The sequence below is a fragment of the uncultured Gemella sp. genome, assembly GCF_963525875.1.
Lineage (GTDB): Bacteria > Bacillota > Bacilli > Staphylococcales > Gemellaceae > Gemella.
In genome coordinates this window covers 13,463-30,010 of record NZ_CAURMG010000014.1, presented here as the reverse complement: position 1 = coordinate 30,010, position 16,548 = coordinate 13,463, and the positions used below count along the sequence as shown (strand labels likewise).

Here is a 16,548-nt window from a genome sequence, read left to right as displayed (position 1 = left end):
GGAGCATATAATGAGAAAAAGAATAAAATTTATAAAACAAACAGATCCAAAAGACTGTGGACCAGTTTGTATGGCTATGATTTCTAATTATTATGGTTATAGCGTATCTGTGACAAGATTGCGTGAGTACGGGGGGACAGATCTTCAGGGCACGAATATTGCAGGGCTTATGAAAATAGCTGAGAAGCTAGGGTTTAATGCTCGGGGTGTTCGTGCCGAAGATCCTTCGGCTTTAAACGAAATACCTACTCCATCAATAGCACATGTAATAACAAAAGACGGATTTGCTCATTTTGTTATAATAGAAGAAGTGAGAAATAATATAGTTACTGTTGTGGATCCTGCTAAAGGACGTAGAACAGAAAAAATAGAGGAATTTTGTCAATATTGGACAGGGGTATTGGTATTAATAGAAAAGAATAAATACTTTAAAAAAGGTGATGAAAGCATAAAATTCCTACCGATGATGTTGAGTGTGCTGAAGCCGAATAAAAATCTTATTATCGCCATATTTATAGCGTCTTTATTTTTAAACCTATTTGGTTTTTTAGGAACGTTTTATTTTAAATTTTTGGTTGATGATATAGTACCAAATCAACTTTTAACCAGTTTACATACTATATCGCTTGGGATATTATTTATGTATGTATTACAAAATGTTTTAACATTTGCTAGAAATCATTTGATACTATATTTTGGAATGCGTACAGACATTAGCTTGATGTTGGGTTATTATAAACATGTGCTAAGTCTGCCTATGAATTTCTTTGAAACAAGAAAAGTAGGAGAGATTTTATCTCGTTTTATGGATGCGAGTAAAATAAGAGACGCGATAGCATCGGCGGCAGTAACATCTCTAATAGATATAGTAATGATAATAGTAGGAAGTATAATTCTATATATTCAAAATTCTACTTTATTTTTAATAACGTTACTGACTATTCCGATATACATATCTTTAGCTTATGCTTTTTCTAAACCATATAACAGATATAATGAAGAACAAATGGAATCAAATGCGAAGTTAAATTCATATTTAGTTGAATCGATAAGTGGTATTCAAACAATACGAACATATCAAGCTGAAGATGAAATTTTTGTTAAAGCAGAAAGTTATTTTATAAAACTAATGAAGAAAATATTTAAGCTTGGTATGTACACGAATGCTCAAAGTTCTATAAAAGGTTTCTTAGATTTAGCAGTAAGTTTATTTATTCTATGGATAGGTTCGACTTATGTTATAAGAGGAGAAATGACATTAGGAGATTTACTAACATTTAACGCATTAGTAATATATTTTTTAGGACCTATAGAACGTTTCATAGAATTACAACCTAAAATACAGTCAGCTACAATAGCGACAAAAAGACTAGGAGAAATATTAGAACTCAAGAGTGAGAGTGAAGCGCAATCTGGAACTAATAGTTATAAATGTACAGTGCCACATTATCCATTGTATTGTGTTCATTCTGAAATGAAAGATGTTAGTTTTGGATATGGAAATCGTGGAAATGTTTTGGAAAATATAAATATAAAATTTTATCCAGGGCAACACATTGCCTTTGTAGGAGAAAGTGGTAGTGGGAAATCTACACTTGCGAAATTATTGGTGAGATTTTATCAACCAGACGAAGGAGAGATAAAAATAGATAGTCATAGAATAGAAGCAATAAAAGATGAATATTTACGCTCTCGAATATCATATGTTACACAAGATACCTTCTTTTTCAGTGGAACTATACTAGAGAATCTTTTATACGGTATTGATTTTGTAGAGAGTATAGAGGATGTGGTAAAAGCTTGTGAATATGCGGAAATACATGAATTTATTGAGAGTCTACCTCAGAAGTATGAAACTGTACTAGAAGAAAATGGGAAAAATTTAAGCGGAGGTCAGCTGCAACGCCTTTCTATTGCCAAAGCACTACTGAAAAAACCTAGTATTTTAATTTTAGATGAGGCAACTAGTGCATTAGATTCTATTACAGAACAAAAGATTATAAAAAGATTAAAAACAATAGATTTTGAAACAGGATTTAAAGATGAAAAGCCAACAATAATAATGATAGCCCATAGGTTAAGTACGATAAAACATGCAGATCAAATATTTGTATTAAAAGATAAAAAAATTGTAGAAACAGGTAAACATGAAGAACTGATTTGTAATGAGGGCGAGTATTATGAGCTATGGAAGAATCAAATGATATAGGAGAAACTACTATGGTAAATAAAAATGGAATGAAAAAATTATATAGTTTAAAACAATTAGAAGATAGTAATGTTCTCCTAAATAAAAAGCCACCAGTATTTATAAAGAAACTTCTTATGATATTAGTAGGAGTATTAGTTATATTAGTATTATTTATAACATTTTTTAAGGTTGATATTAGTGTAGATGCTAATGCAAGTGTAGAACCTTCTAAAGATATTATAACTTTAAAAGCTACGTCAAAAGCCGAAATAGAAGAAGTTTATAAGAAAGATGGAGATACAGTTGAAGAAGGTGATAAAATATTAAAACTGAAAAATATAGAAAAAGAAGTAAATTCAAAACTACTTAATGAGACTAAAGAGAATTTAGAGAAGAAAAAACAACAACTACAAAGATTACATGATAGTATTAGTAGTGGGGTAAATAAACTAAATTCAGATGATCCGGTAAGTTATATTGATGAGTATAATAATTATATTCAAAGTATAAATACACTTCAAACAGAAAATAATGTTCAAGCGAATTCGGCACTGAGAGGAAAGAACGATACTTCAGCAGTGGATAATTTAGAAGTGGAAAAAGAAGTGTTAGTTGAAAAAATAAATAAGATTATCGAATTATATAATAATGAGCAAGATTCTCAGATGAAATTGAGATTAAAAGAACAAATATCGCAAGGACAAAGCGATTTATCAAAATTACAAAAAACAATAGATGTATCCTATAAAAATATTAATAAAAGAAATAGCGAAATTAATGCAACGGCAAGTGATATAGCGACTCAGGGAAATGCAAAAGTAGAAAATTTAAAAACTACTACATTAAGTAGTATAAGTTCAAAACTTACTGAAGTAGATGACGCATTAAAGCTGAAAATTAGTGAGGTTAATGGTAATAAAGTGTTAATGAATGATTTAGAAATAAAGGCTGTTCATAAAGGAAGAATAAGATTAGAAAAAAATCTAACAAAAGGCAATGGGGTAGAATTATCACAACCACTAGTAAGTATCCTTCAAGAAGAAAGCAAAAATAAGGTTATCTTATATATTCAACCGAAGGATATTAAAAGTATGAAAAAAGATAAACAAATTACTATTCAGTTTGATAATGAGGATAAAAGTATTGTTAAAGGGAAAGTTCAAGAGATTTCAGAATTACCAACTACTTTTACAACACAAGTTAAGGATTCTAATAAAGAACAAAATATTACTGTCTATGAAGTGAAAGTAGATGTACAAAGTGGAGATGAAAAACTTGCATACGGAATGGTTGGTGCTGCAAATGTAAAAGTGGGAAAAGAGTCTATGTGGAATTATGTAAAAAGACATTTATTTGGTGGTAGTAAAATTAGCATTTAATGATACATTGTAGATTAATTTATAATAATTATGTCTAGGAAGAGATGGTATAGATAAAATTTGTATTGATATTAGAAAGTCGAATTATAGAGAAGCTGACTTTTTTAAATTCAAGGGATAAAACAATTTCTATACTATCTCTTTTTTACCTCCAACGATTTCTAAATATGATATAATAAAATGAACATAATATTTGCGGAAGGATGTAGTGGTGTGAAAGATCATTCTTATTATATGGAGATGGCGCTAGAAGAAGCGCGGAGAGCTTACGCTAAAGGTGAAGTACCTATTGGAGCTGTGTTGGTTATTGATGATAAGGTCGTTGCGAAGGCTCATAATACTCGTGAAGAAAATCAACAGGCATTGAATCATGCGGAAATGCTAGTTATAAAAGAAGGCTGTGAGAAGCAAGGTTTTTGGAGGCTTGATAATAGTTATTTATATACTACTGTTGAACCTTGTGTTATGTGTAGTGGGGCAATTGTTCAAGCTAGAGTCGAAAATGTTATTTATGGAGCGAGTGACCCTAAGTACGGTTGTTGTGGTAGTTGTATTGATTTAGTGGGTGAGAATAAATTTAATCATCAGGCTAAGGTCATCTCTGGGGTGCTTGAAGAAGAGTGCTCTATGCTTATGAAGAGCTTCTTTAAAGAACTTAGAGAGAAGAAAAAGAAATAAACATTCAATATATTTATAAATTTAAATTTTTTTAAAATATAAATATAAAATAATTAAAGATAATAATATATAAATATAATGACGATAAAAATATTCCAAAGAATTGTGTCGTCATTTTTGTTTTAATATATAGTAATAAAATAAATAGTTACTTATTAAAAATAAACTAAAGAAGAAATCTAAAAAAGGCGAAAATTTCTAATTTTTCAACTGTTTTTCGCTATCATTATTTTAAAAAATTTGATACAATAATCATAGAAAGTATAGAGGAGTTCTAATGAAAATAGAAAATGTAATAAAGAAGTTTAATCGGAAGAAAATATACTTGTGTCCTAAGTGTTTATCCGAATCATATATAGAAAATATTAGTTTAGTTTGTGATGATAACCACCGCTATGATTTTTCTAAAAAAGGATATATTCATTTGATTAATAACTACAAACCGACAAAATACAGTGAAGAGCTATTTATGGCTCGTAATGAGGTTTTTAGTAACGGTTTTTATACAAATGTATTAAAAAACATTCAAAATTTAGTAGGAAAATATGCTAAAGATATTGTGCTAGATATAGGATGTGGGGAAGGATATTACATCAAGGAATTAAAAACAGTATTTCCTGAGAAATATTTTTACGGTTTGGATAATAGTAAGGATGCGATAGAGCTTGCTGTTAAAGAAGACAAATTAAACCCTTATATGGTGGCTAACTTAGCTAATCTACCTTTTAAAGATGGTAGTGTCTCGTGTATTCTTAACATATTAACGCCAGCTAATTATGAGGAGTTCTTCAGAGTGTTAGGTGATAATGGATACTTGATAAAAATTATTCCGAACGCAAACTACCTTAGAGAGATTAGAGAGTTGATTGGCGGTAAGGAATATACTAATAGTGATACCGTGAAGTTAATTGAGGATAATTGTACAGTCGTGGATAGAATTACTGTGAGCGATACATTTAAGCTGACTAAGGAACAAGCGCAGAATTTTCTTAAGATGACCCCTTTAACATTTTCAAAAGTTATTGCAGCAGATGATATTAACAAACTGAAAGAAATTACGATAGATTTGGAACTTTTAGTTTGTAAAAAGTAGAGTATTTAGTAAGGGGAAATAATAAAAGAGGAGGGTTATGATATGAATACTACAAAATATGATCATGTTGTTGAGGTTAAAAAACATGCAAAGAGTCCATGGTACAAGAAGTGTCTTGATTTTTCGTTAAATGAAGAAGATACATATCTTATGAGAGAGGCTAGTATTCGTCAAACTAATTATTATCTTTGTGAAAGAGATGGAAGAATATATTTAGTGGATAGTGATAATGAGGTGGAAGAAATTTTTGGAGTGGATCTTACGAATTTTGTGGAGATAGAAATTGATGGATTCATTTATCGAAAATATAGATATATAAAGTGATTTGACAATTGAATAGTGGGCGTTAGTAGTTTGGTAGTGTAGTACAAAAAAGGAGAAATATTATGTACGTAGCATACGATAGTGAGGATGAAGTTTTTAATGCGTTGGATAATGATATAGAAAAAAATAAGGAGTATCATTGTCCGATATGTGGGGGCAAGGTTATATTCAAAAAAGGAGTAAAGATTCAATCGCATTTTGCACATGCTAAAAACTGCTCTTGTGAGTTTGAAACATATAAGAAAGAAAGCAGTGAGCATTTAGAGGCGAAGAAGGATCTTTATGAGCATTTTAGAAAGAAATATCGTAATGTAGAAGTCGAACATATTTTTAAAACAGGAGAAAAAAATGATATTCAAATAGCAGATGTTTTTATTAAAGATAATAGTATTGCTTTTGAGTATCAAAGGTCGGTTATTCCTTTTGAACTTATCAAAGCTAGAACTAAAGGGTATATGAAGGCAGGATTAAAATTAATTTGGTTAATAGACACAAACAAATTCATAAAAGAGTTAAAGAGTTATGATGGTATAAGCTATATTAGGTATGCGCCATTTGTGGATAATTTTTTGAATTATTATCAAGGTAAGGTATTCTTTTATGGCTGGGATAATATAAATAAAAAATTTGAGTTTTATCAAATTTGGGCTCATAATTTGAAGAAAAGAAATGCTGTTTGTATAAAGACTGCATTAAGTATTGATGAGTTTGATGTACCGCTGGACTTGAAACTATTAGATAAAGACTTAACGTCAAAAATATATCCATCTGATGTTGAAAATTATGTATATGAACAAATTAAATATGATAAGACAGTAAAAAATAAAGTTTTGAGTATGTTTTATAATCAGCATATTGAGCTGAATAACATACCAGAAATTATAGGTGTTAATATGCTGGAGCAAGTCCTTATAAGAACACCGCTTATTTACTGGCAAGGTTTGATGTATAGGTTCTATAATGAAGGTAAAAGTTACTCGGAACTTATAAGAATAATGAGCAATATTATAGAATTTAAAGATAGTATTTATATTAATAATGTTCAACAAGGGGAAATTTTCTTAAAAGTATTTAAAGAGTATTATGCTCTATTAGTTGAAAATGTCAAATAAGAGGATAAAATTATGGGGGAGTATATTGAAAGTTTTACAGATGAACAAAAAAGAGTGTTGCTTTCTTTAATAGCTATAGAGAAAGTTACGACTTTAAAGATGCACAGGGTATTTAAAGATTTAAATAGTATAGAAAAGATTTTGAAATTATCTATACCGGAGCTAGCTATATATTTTGGAGATAATGCTGAAGAGATTTATACTAAGCTTCATAATAATATGGACTTTGATTTTGAGAGTTATTTTGAATTTTATAATGTGAAATATATGTTTTGTGATGATGTGTATTATCCGAAGGAATTATTTAGGGTTTATGATTATCCATTTGTTATATTTTATAGAGGTAATAAAGATATATTGCTTTTTAGAAGAAAGATTTCTATAGTAGGAAGCAGAAATAACACATCATATTCTAATGATGCTCTCAATAGTATAGTGCCATATTTAACGATGAATAACTTTGTAATAGTAAGTGGTCTTGCGACTGGGGTTGATAGTCTTGCTCATGAGGGAGCTATAAATAGTAAAGGATACACTATAGGTGTAATAGCTCATGGGCACAATATTATTTATCCAGAACAAAGTTATAAACTCTATAAAGAGTTAGAAAGAAACCATCTTATTATATCTGAGTATTTCCCAACTTCTCCTATTAGAAAATATAAGTTTTTAGAAAGAAATAGGATTGTCGCTGGATTGTCATGTGCACTTTTAGTGACGGAAGCAGCGAAGAGAAGCGGAACGCAAAGAACGATAGATTTCGCCTTGGATATAGGTTCTGATGTATTCTGCCTACCGGGGAAATTTGGCGATAAGATGAGTTATGCGATGAATGAGTACATTAAAGAGGGGGCGATACTTGTAAATAAATTAGAGGATTTTGGTAATGAATTAGGATTTTAGTGTAGATATTTGAAAGGATGATTAGAGTGACGGATATCTTATTTATTAATCCACTAGGTTGGGATAGATATATTTGGGCGAGAGTCTTAGAAAATATACCAGACCAAACCTTTGATTTTATTGAATTTACCGAAGAGAGTTTTAAATCTATATCAAAAAAGGAAATTGAGAAGGTACTATTAAATAAAATGACGAATGTAAGAAGAGGAGGTTATATAGTAACTGCTTCTTATGGTACGGTCGTTTTACTTAACGGTTTAGAGATTTTTAGTGAGTACCTTGATGGTGTTAATCTAATTATCATCGAGGGCTTAGAACCTATACCTCCTGAATCGGTGTTAAAAACATATTTTGAACCAGAGATAAAGTTCACTAGTAAAGAAGAATATCTATCAAAGACACTTAGTGTAGAAGAGAGGCAAGATGAGTTTTTAGTGGAGTTAATCCTAAGAAAACTTAGAAAAGAAGGTAGTGAATATATGGTAAGACCGAACTCGCAGATAGAGTATGATTATTTATCTTTATATGCGGGGGTAGATAATTTACAACTATTGAAAAGAAGTAGGAATGTATTTAATAAACTTATAGTTTTTTCTTACTTTAAATTGGTAGGGATGAATTATACACAAATAGAGGAGTCAGATCATCTTCTTATGGTTACTAAACCAAAGATGATTGTGGATGTATTATTAGGGAAATAGAGAATTATGATAAATTTTATAATAGAAAATTTGATAATGTGTAAAAGGAACGCATTGTTATTACGATATAAAATTATTGTTTAAAGCAAGTAGCTGATTGGAATAATATTAGCTACTTGTTTAATTTTTATATTATAAGCTGTATTAGTTGATAGAAATTATCAAGTATAGTATAATTTACAAGTTGTTTAAGGTCAGAAGGTGATTTTACGGAGAGAATATATAAAATAGATTTATAGAAGGAGAAGATAAGTGAGAAACTTTTTTAATACACTATTAGGTAAGAAAAGTCCAGAGTTTTTTGATGTAATAAAAGGAAGAAAATCGGTTAAGTATTTTGATCCGAGTAGTAAAATGAAGCGTGAAGAAATTATAGAGATGTTAGATGAAGCGAATACAGCTCCTTCATCTTGCAATTTGCAACCTTGGAGATATATTGTTGTGGATACACAAGAGGGTAAAGAGAAATTAGGTAGTGCTAATTTTAATAAAATTCAAAATGATACTTCTGCAGCAATGATTATCGTATTAGGTGATTTGAATTATTATAGCAAGTTTGATGAAATATATGGAGAAGCTGTAGAAAAAGGCTACATGACAAAAGAAGTTAAAGATGGTTTTGAGGAAGGGATGGGTCCTCAGTTAGAAAGTTTACCGCTTGATAAGAATAGAGAAGGTGTATATTTTGATTGTGGGCTTTGGACTATGCAGTTTGCAAATATTGCCCGAGCTAAAGGTTATGACACTAATATTATAGGTGGCTTCATAAGAGAGCGAGTAGCAGAATTATTTGAACTAGAAGAGAATTTGATTCCAGTAATGCTTATAGCGATAGGAAAAAAAGAAAAAGATGGGAGACCTACAGTAAGGTTAAGAGCGGAAAAATTGGTTAGATTTGAATAAACAAAGTGAAAGTGCTAGATTTATGTAGTTTTTAAATATATTTCTTAGAAGTAATAAAAAGATTAATAAAGAGTAGTTTGATAGTGTTGATATTGAAGATGTTGATGCTTTCTAGCTACTCTTTTGTTTTGAGTCCATATTATTTTGATTTTTTTTGGTTACATTATAAAATAGTAAGTATATGTATAGATGATAAAAAGGAGATTTGTAGTGGATAAATTAGAAGCGGTAATTTTTGATTTTGATGGAACAATAGTAGATACAGAAAAGGTATATTATGAAAATATGCGTGATTTAACAGAGGAAGTATTAGGTCAAAAACTTGATAAAATGGATTATATACAAAATGTTTCTGGAACAAATGAAGAAACTAGTAAAAGGTATTATAACCAAAAGTATGGTATGCCTAGTGAGGAGTATGATAAATTCGAAGAAGAAATAACAAAACGTATATTGGATAATTATCATAATGCTCCAGTATTGCCGGGTATTGCTGAAGTGATGGAGTACCTTCATGATAAAGGTATTAAGATGGCTGTAGCTTCAAACGGGAAAAGAGAACATATTGAAACTGGGCTTCAAAGAAAAGGTTTTGATAAATATATTTCTGCTATTGCTACTAAGGAAGATGTAGTTAATCCTAAACCTGCTCCAGATATTTATTTGTTGGCTGCAGAAAAGTTAGGTGCTGATATAAAAAATACGATAGCTATAGAAGATTCGCGTCCGGGGGCGTTAGGAGCTGCATCATCAGGCGCGACACTTATAGTTCAAACGAATGATATAACAAAGTACATGGATTTTTCAGGTGTAAATTATAAATACAAGGATGTGGATCTTGTTCAAACAATAAAGTCAATTGTTGAGAGGGATTAGTATACAAAAACTATTTAGCGGAGTATAATAAGATTATTAAGAGTAATCTTAAAATCAAATATACACAGGGAGACAGTTATGTATACGTCTAATTTAAAAATTAAAGAAGGTTTTACTTCATATGCAACAACACCACTTGGTGGAGAATATAAAATGTTTATAGAAGAAAGTAAAGATGGTCCGATGGATCTATTTGCTACAGCATACAATGGATGTGTTAGTATGTGTGCAAAAGGATATTTCTTCAGAGCATACGAATTAGTAGATTTAGTAATTGAAACTGAATTGGTTGTAGATTACGATAATAAAAAAATTGTAGCTAATGTTCATGTAGATAGAACAGAAGAACAACTAGCAGCAGGAGATAGACAAGGTGTACTAGATAATATTAAATTACGTTGTAAAGTATCTCATTTATTATCATCTGATCTAGAAATTCAATATAATATTTTACCGTTAAAATAAAATAAGATTTTAAAAGAACTTAGGGTGTAAAAACTCTGAGTTCTTTTATTTTTTAAAGAGAAAAATAATTTTTTTCTTCTATATAATATAGTCCATATTGGATAAAGAAAATAGCCCTAAAAAAAAGAAAACATATTCATAAAATTTTTTAAATTTTTTTCGACAAAACACTTGCAATATATGCTTTTACCATGTATAATAATTAATGTTGGTCTTGAAAAAGACTTGCGTTGAAGCGAAAGGTTACTGACACGCCCGGCCGCTTTGCCATGGCATGGCGTGCTGGAGAACTTTCGTGGAGAAGTCGCTACTAGATAGCGGCGAATAAATGTATAGGAGGAGAAATGATGGCAAAACAAAAAATTCGTATTCGTCTTAAAGGATATGATCACAGATTAGTAGATCAAAGTGCAGAGAAAATTGTTGAAACTGCAAAACGTTCTGGAGCAAAAGTTTCTGGACCAATTCCATTACCAACAGAAAAAGCAGTATACACAATTTTACGTTCAGTTCACATTTACAAAGATAGCCGTGAACAATTCGAACAACGTACACACAAACGCCTAATCGATATTATTGAACCAACACAAAAAACAGTTGACGCTTTAATCAGCTTAAACTTACCATCAGGTGTTGACATCGAATTAAAATTATAATTATAGGAGGTGACTTTCGATGACCAAAGGTATCTTAGGAAGAAAAGTAGGTATGACTCAAATCTTCGCTGAAAATGGAGAATTAATCCCAGTAACAGTAGTTGAAGCGAAAGGTAACGTCGTATTACAAAAGAAAACAGAAGAAGTTGAAGGATACAACGCAATCCAATTAGGATTCGACGATAAACGTCCTTACGATAAAGAACGTAAAGACCGTTTAGTAAAAGTTGCGAACAAACCTGAACAAGGTCACGCAGATAAAGCTAACACTGCTCCAAAACGTTTCGTACGCGAAATCAGAGATGCAGAAGTTGCTAATTATGAAGTAGGTCAAGAAGTCCAAGTTGATATTTTTGCAGCAGGGGACTTAGTTGACGTAACAGGAGTAAGTAAAGGTAAAGGATTCCAAGGGGCAATCAAGCGTCATGGACAAAGCCGCGGACCAATGGCTCACGGTTCTCGTTACCACCGTCGTCCTGGGTCAATGGGACCTGTAGCACCTAACCGTGTATTCAAAGGTAAAGCATTACCAGGTCAAATGGGTGGAGTTACAGTTACTACTCAAAACTTAGAAATCGTAAGCGTAGATGTAGAAAATGGATTAATCCTAGTTAAAGGATGTATTCCAGGATCTAAGAAAAGCTTCGTAAAAATCCAATCAGCAGTTAAATCTGGTAAATAATCGGAAAATATACGGAAGGAGGAAATTAGATAATGCCACAATTAGATTTATTTAAACAAGACGGTACTAAAGTTGGTGCAGTTGAAGCTAATGAAGCAGTATTCGGAATTGAACCAAATCAACACGTTTTATTCCAAGCTGTAACTTTACAAAGAGCATCACTTCGTCAAGGTACACACAAAACAAAAGGACGTTCTGAAGTTTCAGGTGGTGGTCGCAAACCATGGCGTCAAAAAGGAACAGGTCGTGCTCGTCAAGGATCTATCCGTTCACCACAATGGCGTGGAGGTGGAATTGTATTCGGACCTACACCACGTAGCTACAGCTTCAAAATGCCTCGTAAAATGCGTCGTTTAGCATTACGTTCTGCTTTATCTTCTAAAGTAGCAGCTAACGAAGTATTTGCATTAGAAAGTTTATCATTTGATACAATTAAAACTAAAAACTTTAAAGAAATGTTATCAAACCTTAGCCTAGAGAAAAAAGTATTATTCGTAGTTACTGAACTAGAAGAAAATACTGTTTTATCAGGAAGAAATATTCCAGGAGTTGAATTCGTAGAAACAACTGGTCTTAACGTATTAGATATCTTAGGAAGCAACAAAGTTGTATTCACTAAAGATGCAGTAGAAAAAGTTGGGGAGGTATTAGCATAATGGAAGCACGCGATATTATCAAACGCCCAGTACTAACTGAAAAAAGTTATTTATTAATGCAAGAAAATAAATACACTTTCCTAGTAGACACACGCGCTCACAAAACTCAAATTAAACAAGCTATCGAAGAAATCTTCGGAGTTAAAGTTGAGAAAGTAAACGTAATGAACTACAAACCAAAATTCCGTCGTGTTGGAAGATACGGTGGATACACTAACAAACGTAGAAAAGCAATCGTTAAGTTAGCAGAAGGACAAACAATCGAAGGATTATTCGCTTAAGAATAACAAAAACCACTAAGGAGGAAAAATGACAAATGGCAATTAAAGTATATAAAGCTATAACTAACGGTCGTCGTAACATGACATCATTAGATTTCGCAGAAATTACAACTAACAAACCAGAAAAGTCATTATTAGCGCCGCTACCGAAAAAAGCGGGAAGAAATAACCAAGGTAAAATTACAGTTCGTCACCACGGTGGAGGACACAAAAAACAATACCGTATTATTGACTTCAAGAGAAATAAAGACAACGTACCAGCAAAAGTTGCTACAATCGAGTACGATCCAAACCGTTCAGCGAACATCGCTCTATTACACTATGTAGATGGAGAAAAAAGATACATCATCGCTCCTAAAGAATTACAAGTAGGACAAATCTTAGTATCTGGTGAAACTGCTGATATTAAAGTTGGTAATGCATTACCACTAGCAAACATCCCTGTAGGGACATTAATTCACAACATCGAACTTAAACCTGGTAAAGGTGGACAATTAGTACGTTCTGCTGGAGCAAGTGCTCAAGTACTTGGTAAAGAAGGTAAATACGTATTAGTACGTCTTAAATCAGGAGAAGTAAGAATGATCTTAGCAACTTGCCGTGCTACAATCGGTGAAGTTGGTAACGAACAACACGGACTAGTAAATATCGGTAAAGCCGGTAGAACTCGTTGGTTAGGTAAAAGACCAACTGTACGTGGATCTGTTATGAACCCGAACGATCACCCACACGGTGGTGGTGAAGGACGTACTTCAATCGGACGTAAATCACCAATGTCACCATGGGGTAAACCTACTCTTGGTAAGAAAACTCGTTCTAAAAAAGCTCGTTCAAACAAATTTATCGTACGTGCTAGAACTAAATAATAAAATTAATCAAAGGTCAGTTGGTGAGGAGCAAGTGCTCTTTACCAAAACCTTAAGTATGCAAAGTATCGGAAAGGAGATAACACAATGGCTCGTAGTTTAAAAAAAGGACCATTCGCTGATCACCACTTATTAGCAAAAGTTGAAAAAATGAACGAACAAGAAAAGAAACAAGTAATTAAAACTTGGTCTCGTCGTTCAACAATCTTCCCAACATTCATAGGACTTACTTTTGCAGTATATGACGGAAGAAAACATGTACCTGTATATGTGACTGAAGATATGGTAGGACACAAATTAGGTGAATTTGCACCAACAAGAACTTACAAAGGTCACGTAGCAGACGACAGAAAAACAAGAAGATAATTATAGAAATTAGTAAAATCAAGGAGGCACATTCATGGAGTCAAAAGCAATGGCTAAGACAGTCCGCATTGCTCCTCGTAAAGTAAGACTAGTATTAGACTTAGTACGTGGGAAAAAAGTGGGCGAAGCATTAGGAATTTTAGAATTCACAACTAAATCAGCTTCTTTACCAGTAGCTAAAGTAATTAAATCAGCTGCTGCTAACGCTGAACACAACTATGGAATGAATGTAGAAGACTTAGTAGTATCACAAGCATTTGCAAATGAAGGACCAACTCTTAAAAGATTCCGTCCAAGAGCAAAAGGTGCTGCAAGTTCAATCAACAAAAGAACAAGTCATATCACTATCGTTTTAAGTGATAACAAATAATAAAAATTAAGAAATTATAAAAGCTAAACTAGTTAAAGGAGGCTACAAACTGTGGGTCAAAAAGTACATCCAATAGGCTTACGTGTTGGAGTTATTCGTGATTGGGATTCAAAATGGTATGCGGAAAAAGATTTCGCTGCTAACTTACACGAAGATTTCAAAATCCGTGAGTTCATCAGTAAACAATTAAAAGACGCTTCAGTTTCTAAAGTAGAAATTGAAAGATTTGATAAGAAAGTAAACATTTCAGTACACACTGGTAAACCAGGTATGGTTATCGGTAAAGGTGGTGCTGAGATCGATAAATTAAGATTAGAATTAAACAAATTAACTGGAAAAAGAGTACACATTAATGTAGTTGAAATCAAAAAAGTTGATATCGACGCTAAATTAGTAGCTGAAAACATTGCTCGTCAATTAGAAGCTCGTGTATCATTCCGTCGTGCTCAAAAACAAGCTATCCAAAGAGCTATGAGAGCAGGAGCTAAAGGAATTAAAACTCAAGTATCAGGACGTCTTGGTGGAGCAGATATCGCTCGTGCAGAACACTACTCAGAAGGTTCAGTGCCATTACATACATTAAGAGCAGACATCGACTACGCTCACGAAGAAGCAGATACAACTTATGGTAAACTTGGAGTTAAAGTTTGGATTAACCGTGGTGAAGTATTACCAACTAGAAAATCTGAAAAAGGAGGTAACTAATTTATGTTAATGCCTAAACGTGTTAAATATCGTCGTCAACACAGACAATCAACAAAAGGTAAATCTAAAGGCGGAAACGTAGTAGATTTCGGTGAATATGGATTACAAGCTACTACTGCAGCAAGAGTTACTTCTCGTCAAATAGAAGCTGCTCGTATAGCGATGACTCGTTATATGAAACGTGGTGGTAAAGTTTGGATTAAGATCTTCCCTCACATGCCTTACACTAAAAAACCATTAGAAGTACGTATGGGATCTGGTAAAGGTGCAGTAGAAGGATGGGTTGCAATCGTTAAACCAGGTAGAGTGATGTTCGAAGTTGCTGGAGTAAGTGAAGAAGTTGCACGTGAAGCTCTAAGACTTGCATCTCACAAGTTACCTGTTAAATGTAAATTTGTAAAACGTGAAGAAACAGGTGGTGAAGCATAATGAAAACAAATGAATTCAAATCAATGATTAGAGAATTAACTTCACAAGAGTTAGAAGCAAAAATCAAAGAATTAAAAGAAGAGCTTTTCAACTTACGCTTCCAATTGGCAACTGGTCAATTAGAAAATACAGCTCGTATTAGTCAAGTTAGAAAATCAATCGCTCGTATGAAAACTGTTATTCGCGAAAGAGAATTAGCGAATAAATAATAATAGGAGGCAAACATGACTGAGAGAAATGATAGAAAAGTTTACGTTGGAAAAGTAGTTTCTGATAAAATGGATAAAACAATCACAGTTTTAGTAGAAACTTACAAAAAACATCCTCTATACGGTAAACGTGTAAAATATTCTAAAAAATTCAAAGCACATGATGAAAACAATGTTGCTAAATTAAATGATATCGTTAAAATAATGGAAACTCGTCCATTATCTGCAACTAAAAACTTCCGTTTAGTAGAAGTAGTAGAAGAAGCAGTTATAATCTAATAAAACTAGGATAAACCCTAAGAAGGAGGCAAAAAGCGCATGATTCAACAAGAAACACGCTTAAAAGTGGCTGATAACTCAGGAGCAAAAGAAGTTTTAACAATTAAAGTTCTAGGTGGTTCAGGACGTAAAGTTGCTAACATTGGTGACGTAATTGTATGTTCTGTTAAAAAAGCAACACCAGGTGGAGTTGTTAAAAAAGGTGAAGTAGTTAAAGCCGTAATCGTTCGTACAAAAACAGGAGCTCGTCGTAACGACGGTTCATATATTAAATTTGATGAAAATGCTTGTGTAATTATCCGTGATGATAAGAGCCCACGTGGTACACGTATTTTCGGACCAGTTGCTCGTGAATTAAGAGACGGTAACTACATGAAAATCGTATCACTAGCTCCAGAAGTATTATAATAAATAAAAGTACAGT

Annotated in this window: 23 protein-coding genes; all 23 read left to right on the top strand. The window is 32.4% G+C overall.

Features of this window, described 5'->3' with window-relative positions; genetic code table 11:
• Window positions 1-10: 10 nt before the first annotated feature.
• The 23 genes from RWQ73_RS04085 (at window position 11) to rplN (ending at window position 16,532) form a co-directional block, all read left to right on the top strand.
• The gene (locus RWQ73_RS04085; protein ID WP_314406789.1) at window positions 11-2,209 is read left to right on the top strand and encodes a peptidase domain-containing ABC transporter; all 2,199 of its coding nucleotides are present in this window, start codon (window positions 11-13) and stop codon (window positions 2,207-2,209) included.
• A gap of 11 nt (window positions 2,210-2,220) precedes the next feature.
• Complete coding sequence (locus RWQ73_RS04080; protein WP_314406788.1) at window positions 2,221-3,570, top strand: HlyD family efflux transporter periplasmic adaptor subunit; 1,350 nt, start codon at window positions 2,221-2,223, stop codon at window positions 3,568-3,570.
• Between the two features lie 180 nt (window positions 3,571-3,750).
• The gene (tadA, locus tag RWQ73_RS04075; RefSeq protein ID WP_314406787.1) at window positions 3,751-4,248 is read left to right on the top strand and encodes a tRNA adenosine(34) deaminase TadA; all 498 of its coding nucleotides are present in this window, start codon (window positions 3,751-3,753) and stop codon (window positions 4,246-4,248) included.
• A gap of 277 nt (window positions 4,249-4,525) precedes the next feature.
• Window positions 4,526-5,341, top strand: a complete 816-nt coding sequence (locus RWQ73_RS04070; RefSeq protein ID WP_314406786.1) for a methyltransferase domain-containing protein — start codon at window positions 4,526-4,528, stop codon at window positions 5,339-5,341.
• 42 nt (window positions 5,342-5,383) lie between these two features.
• Window positions 5,384-5,665, top strand: a complete 282-nt coding sequence (locus RWQ73_RS04065; RefSeq protein ID WP_314085938.1) for a hypothetical protein — start codon at window positions 5,384-5,386, stop codon at window positions 5,663-5,665.
• Between the two features lie 62 nt (window positions 5,666-5,727).
• Window positions 5,728-6,777 carry a competence protein CoiA family protein gene (locus RWQ73_RS04060; protein WP_314085935.1) on the top strand — a complete coding sequence of 350 codons (1,050 nt, stop codon included), beginning with the start codon at window positions 5,728-5,730 and terminating at the stop codon, window positions 6,775-6,777.
• A 12-nt stretch (window positions 6,778-6,789) separates the two neighbouring features.
• A complete protein-coding gene (gene dprA, locus RWQ73_RS04055) occupies window positions 6,790-7,680 on the top strand; it encodes a DNA-processing protein DprA (RefSeq protein ID WP_314085933.1) in 891 nt (296 codons plus the stop codon).
• Between the two features lie 17 nt (window positions 7,681-7,697).
• On the top strand, window positions 7,698-8,381 hold the full coding sequence (locus tag RWQ73_RS04050; protein ID WP_314085931.1) for a hypothetical protein: 684 nt from the start codon (window positions 7,698-7,700) through the stop codon (window positions 8,379-8,381).
• A 252-nt stretch (window positions 8,382-8,633) separates the two neighbouring features.
• The gene (locus tag RWQ73_RS04045) at window positions 8,634-9,284 is read left to right on the top strand and encodes a nitroreductase family protein (RefSeq protein WP_314085928.1); all 651 of its coding nucleotides are present in this window, start codon (window positions 8,634-8,636) and stop codon (window positions 9,282-9,284) included.
• A gap of 210 nt (window positions 9,285-9,494) precedes the next feature.
• Window positions 9,495-10,160, top strand: coding sequence for an HAD family phosphatase (locus RWQ73_RS04040; RefSeq protein WP_314085925.1), 666 nt, complete (start codon window positions 9,495-9,497; stop codon window positions 10,158-10,160).
• A 78-nt stretch (window positions 10,161-10,238) separates the two neighbouring features.
• Window positions 10,239-10,625, top strand: coding sequence for a hypothetical protein (locus RWQ73_RS04035; protein ID WP_314085922.1), 387 nt, complete (start codon window positions 10,239-10,241; stop codon window positions 10,623-10,625).
• A gap of 347 nt (window positions 10,626-10,972) precedes the next feature.
• Window positions 10,973-11,281, top strand: a complete 309-nt coding sequence (gene rpsJ, locus RWQ73_RS04030) for a 30S ribosomal protein S10 (RefSeq protein ID WP_003147624.1) — start codon at window positions 10,973-10,975, stop codon at window positions 11,279-11,281.
• 19 nt (window positions 11,282-11,300) lie between these two features.
• Window positions 11,301-11,963, top strand: coding sequence for a 50S ribosomal protein L3 (gene rplC / locus RWQ73_RS04025; protein ID WP_003144195.1), 663 nt, complete (start codon window positions 11,301-11,303; stop codon window positions 11,961-11,963).
• 32 nt (window positions 11,964-11,995) lie between these two features.
• Window positions 11,996-12,619, top strand: coding sequence for a 50S ribosomal protein L4 (gene rplD, locus RWQ73_RS04020; protein WP_048802796.1), 624 nt, complete (start codon window positions 11,996-11,998; stop codon window positions 12,617-12,619).
• Entirely contained in the window at window positions 12,619-12,900 is a 282-nt protein-coding gene (gene rplW / locus RWQ73_RS04015) for a 50S ribosomal protein L23 (protein WP_003144216.1), read from the top strand. The genes rplD and rplW overlap by 1 nt, the downstream gene beginning before the upstream one ends.
• Before the next feature lie 35 nt (window positions 12,901-12,935).
• Complete coding sequence (gene rplB / locus RWQ73_RS04010; protein WP_003147626.1) at window positions 12,936-13,766, top strand: 50S ribosomal protein L2; 831 nt, start codon at window positions 12,936-12,938, stop codon at window positions 13,764-13,766.
• Between the two features lie 87 nt (window positions 13,767-13,853).
• On the top strand, window positions 13,854-14,132 hold the full coding sequence (rpsS, locus tag RWQ73_RS04005; RefSeq protein ID WP_003144310.1) for a 30S ribosomal protein S19: 279 nt from the start codon (window positions 13,854-13,856) through the stop codon (window positions 14,130-14,132).
• Between the two features lie 34 nt (window positions 14,133-14,166).
• Window positions 14,167-14,502 (top strand): 50S ribosomal protein L22, encoded by a 336-nt coding sequence (gene rplV / locus RWQ73_RS04000; RefSeq protein ID WP_060914794.1) that lies wholly within the window; start codon window positions 14,167-14,169, stop codon window positions 14,500-14,502.
• A 51-nt stretch (window positions 14,503-14,553) separates the two neighbouring features.
• Window positions 14,554-15,207 carry a 30S ribosomal protein S3 gene (gene rpsC / locus RWQ73_RS03995; RefSeq protein WP_314085910.1) on the top strand — a complete coding sequence of 218 codons (654 nt, stop codon included), beginning with the start codon at window positions 14,554-14,556 and terminating at the stop codon, window positions 15,205-15,207.
• A gap of 3 nt (window positions 15,208-15,210) precedes the next feature.
• On the top strand, window positions 15,211-15,636 hold the full coding sequence (gene rplP / locus RWQ73_RS03990) for a 50S ribosomal protein L16 (protein WP_003147629.1): 426 nt from the start codon (window positions 15,211-15,213) through the stop codon (window positions 15,634-15,636).
• Entirely contained in the window at window positions 15,636-15,845 is a 210-nt protein-coding gene (gene rpmC, locus RWQ73_RS03985) for a 50S ribosomal protein L29 (RefSeq protein ID WP_003147630.1), read from the top strand. Before rplP ends, rpmC begins: the two co-directional genes overlap by 1 nt.
• A 15-nt stretch (window positions 15,846-15,860) precedes the next feature.
• Entirely contained in the window at window positions 15,861-16,124 is a 264-nt protein-coding gene (gene rpsQ / locus RWQ73_RS03980) for a 30S ribosomal protein S17 (RefSeq protein WP_003144356.1), read from the top strand.
• A 39-nt stretch (window positions 16,125-16,163) separates the two neighbouring features.
• Entirely contained in the window at window positions 16,164-16,532 is a 369-nt protein-coding gene (gene rplN, locus RWQ73_RS03975) for a 50S ribosomal protein L14 (RefSeq protein WP_003144098.1), read from the top strand.
• Window positions 16,533-16,548: the final 16 nt, after the last annotated feature.

Excerpts from the sequence above, each read along its gene's own strand:
- RWQ73_RS04085 (WP_314406789.1), top strand. The coding sequence starts at position 11 with ATGAGAAAAAGAATAAAATTTATAAAACAAACAGATCCAAAAGACTGT.
- RWQ73_RS04080 (WP_314406788.1), top strand. The coding sequence starts at position 2,221 with ATGGTAAATAAAAATGGAATGAAAAAATTATATAGTTTAAAACAATTA.
- tadA (WP_314406787.1), top strand. The coding sequence starts at position 3,751 with ATGAACATAATATTTGCGGAAGGATGTAGTGGTGTGAAAGATCATTCT.
- RWQ73_RS04070 (WP_314406786.1), top strand. The coding sequence starts at position 4,526 with ATGAAAATAGAAAATGTAATAAAGAAGTTTAATCGGAAGAAAATATAC.
- RWQ73_RS04065 (WP_314085938.1), top strand. The coding sequence starts at position 5,384 with ATGAATACTACAAAATATGATCATGTTGTTGAGGTTAAAAAACATGCA.
- RWQ73_RS04060 (WP_314085935.1), top strand. The coding sequence starts at position 5,728 with ATGTACGTAGCATACGATAGTGAGGATGAAGTTTTTAATGCGTTGGAT.
- dprA (WP_314085933.1), top strand. The coding sequence starts at position 6,790 with ATGGGGGAGTATATTGAAAGTTTTACAGATGAACAAAAAAGAGTGTTG.
- RWQ73_RS04050 (WP_314085931.1), top strand. The coding sequence starts at position 7,698 with ATGATTAGAGTGACGGATATCTTATTTATTAATCCACTAGGTTGGGAT.
- RWQ73_RS04035 (WP_314085922.1), top strand. The coding sequence starts at position 10,239 with ATGTATACGTCTAATTTAAAAATTAAAGAAGGTTTTACTTCATATGCA.
- rpsJ (WP_003147624.1), top strand. The coding sequence starts at position 10,973 with ATGGCAAAACAAAAAATTCGTATTCGTCTTAAAGGATATGATCACAGA.
- rplC (WP_003144195.1), top strand. The coding sequence starts at position 11,301 with ATGACCAAAGGTATCTTAGGAAGAAAAGTAGGTATGACTCAAATCTTC.
- rplD (WP_048802796.1), top strand. The coding sequence starts at position 11,996 with ATGCCACAATTAGATTTATTTAAACAAGACGGTACTAAAGTTGGTGCA.
- rplW (WP_003144216.1), top strand. The coding sequence starts at position 12,619 with ATGGAAGCACGCGATATTATCAAACGCCCAGTACTAACTGAAAAAAGT.
- rplB (WP_003147626.1), top strand. The coding sequence starts at position 12,936 with ATGGCAATTAAAGTATATAAAGCTATAACTAACGGTCGTCGTAACATG.
- rpsS (WP_003144310.1), top strand. The coding sequence starts at position 13,854 with ATGGCTCGTAGTTTAAAAAAAGGACCATTCGCTGATCACCACTTATTA.
- rplV (WP_060914794.1), top strand. The coding sequence starts at position 14,167 with ATGGAGTCAAAAGCAATGGCTAAGACAGTCCGCATTGCTCCTCGTAAA.
- rplP (WP_003147629.1), top strand. The coding sequence starts at position 15,211 with ATGTTAATGCCTAAACGTGTTAAATATCGTCGTCAACACAGACAATCA.
- rpmC (WP_003147630.1), top strand. The coding sequence starts at position 15,636 with ATGAAAACAAATGAATTCAAATCAATGATTAGAGAATTAACTTCACAA.
- rpsQ (WP_003144356.1), top strand. The coding sequence starts at position 15,861 with ATGACTGAGAGAAATGATAGAAAAGTTTACGTTGGAAAAGTAGTTTCT.
- rplN (WP_003144098.1), top strand. The coding sequence starts at position 16,164 with ATGATTCAACAAGAAACACGCTTAAAAGTGGCTGATAACTCAGGAGCA.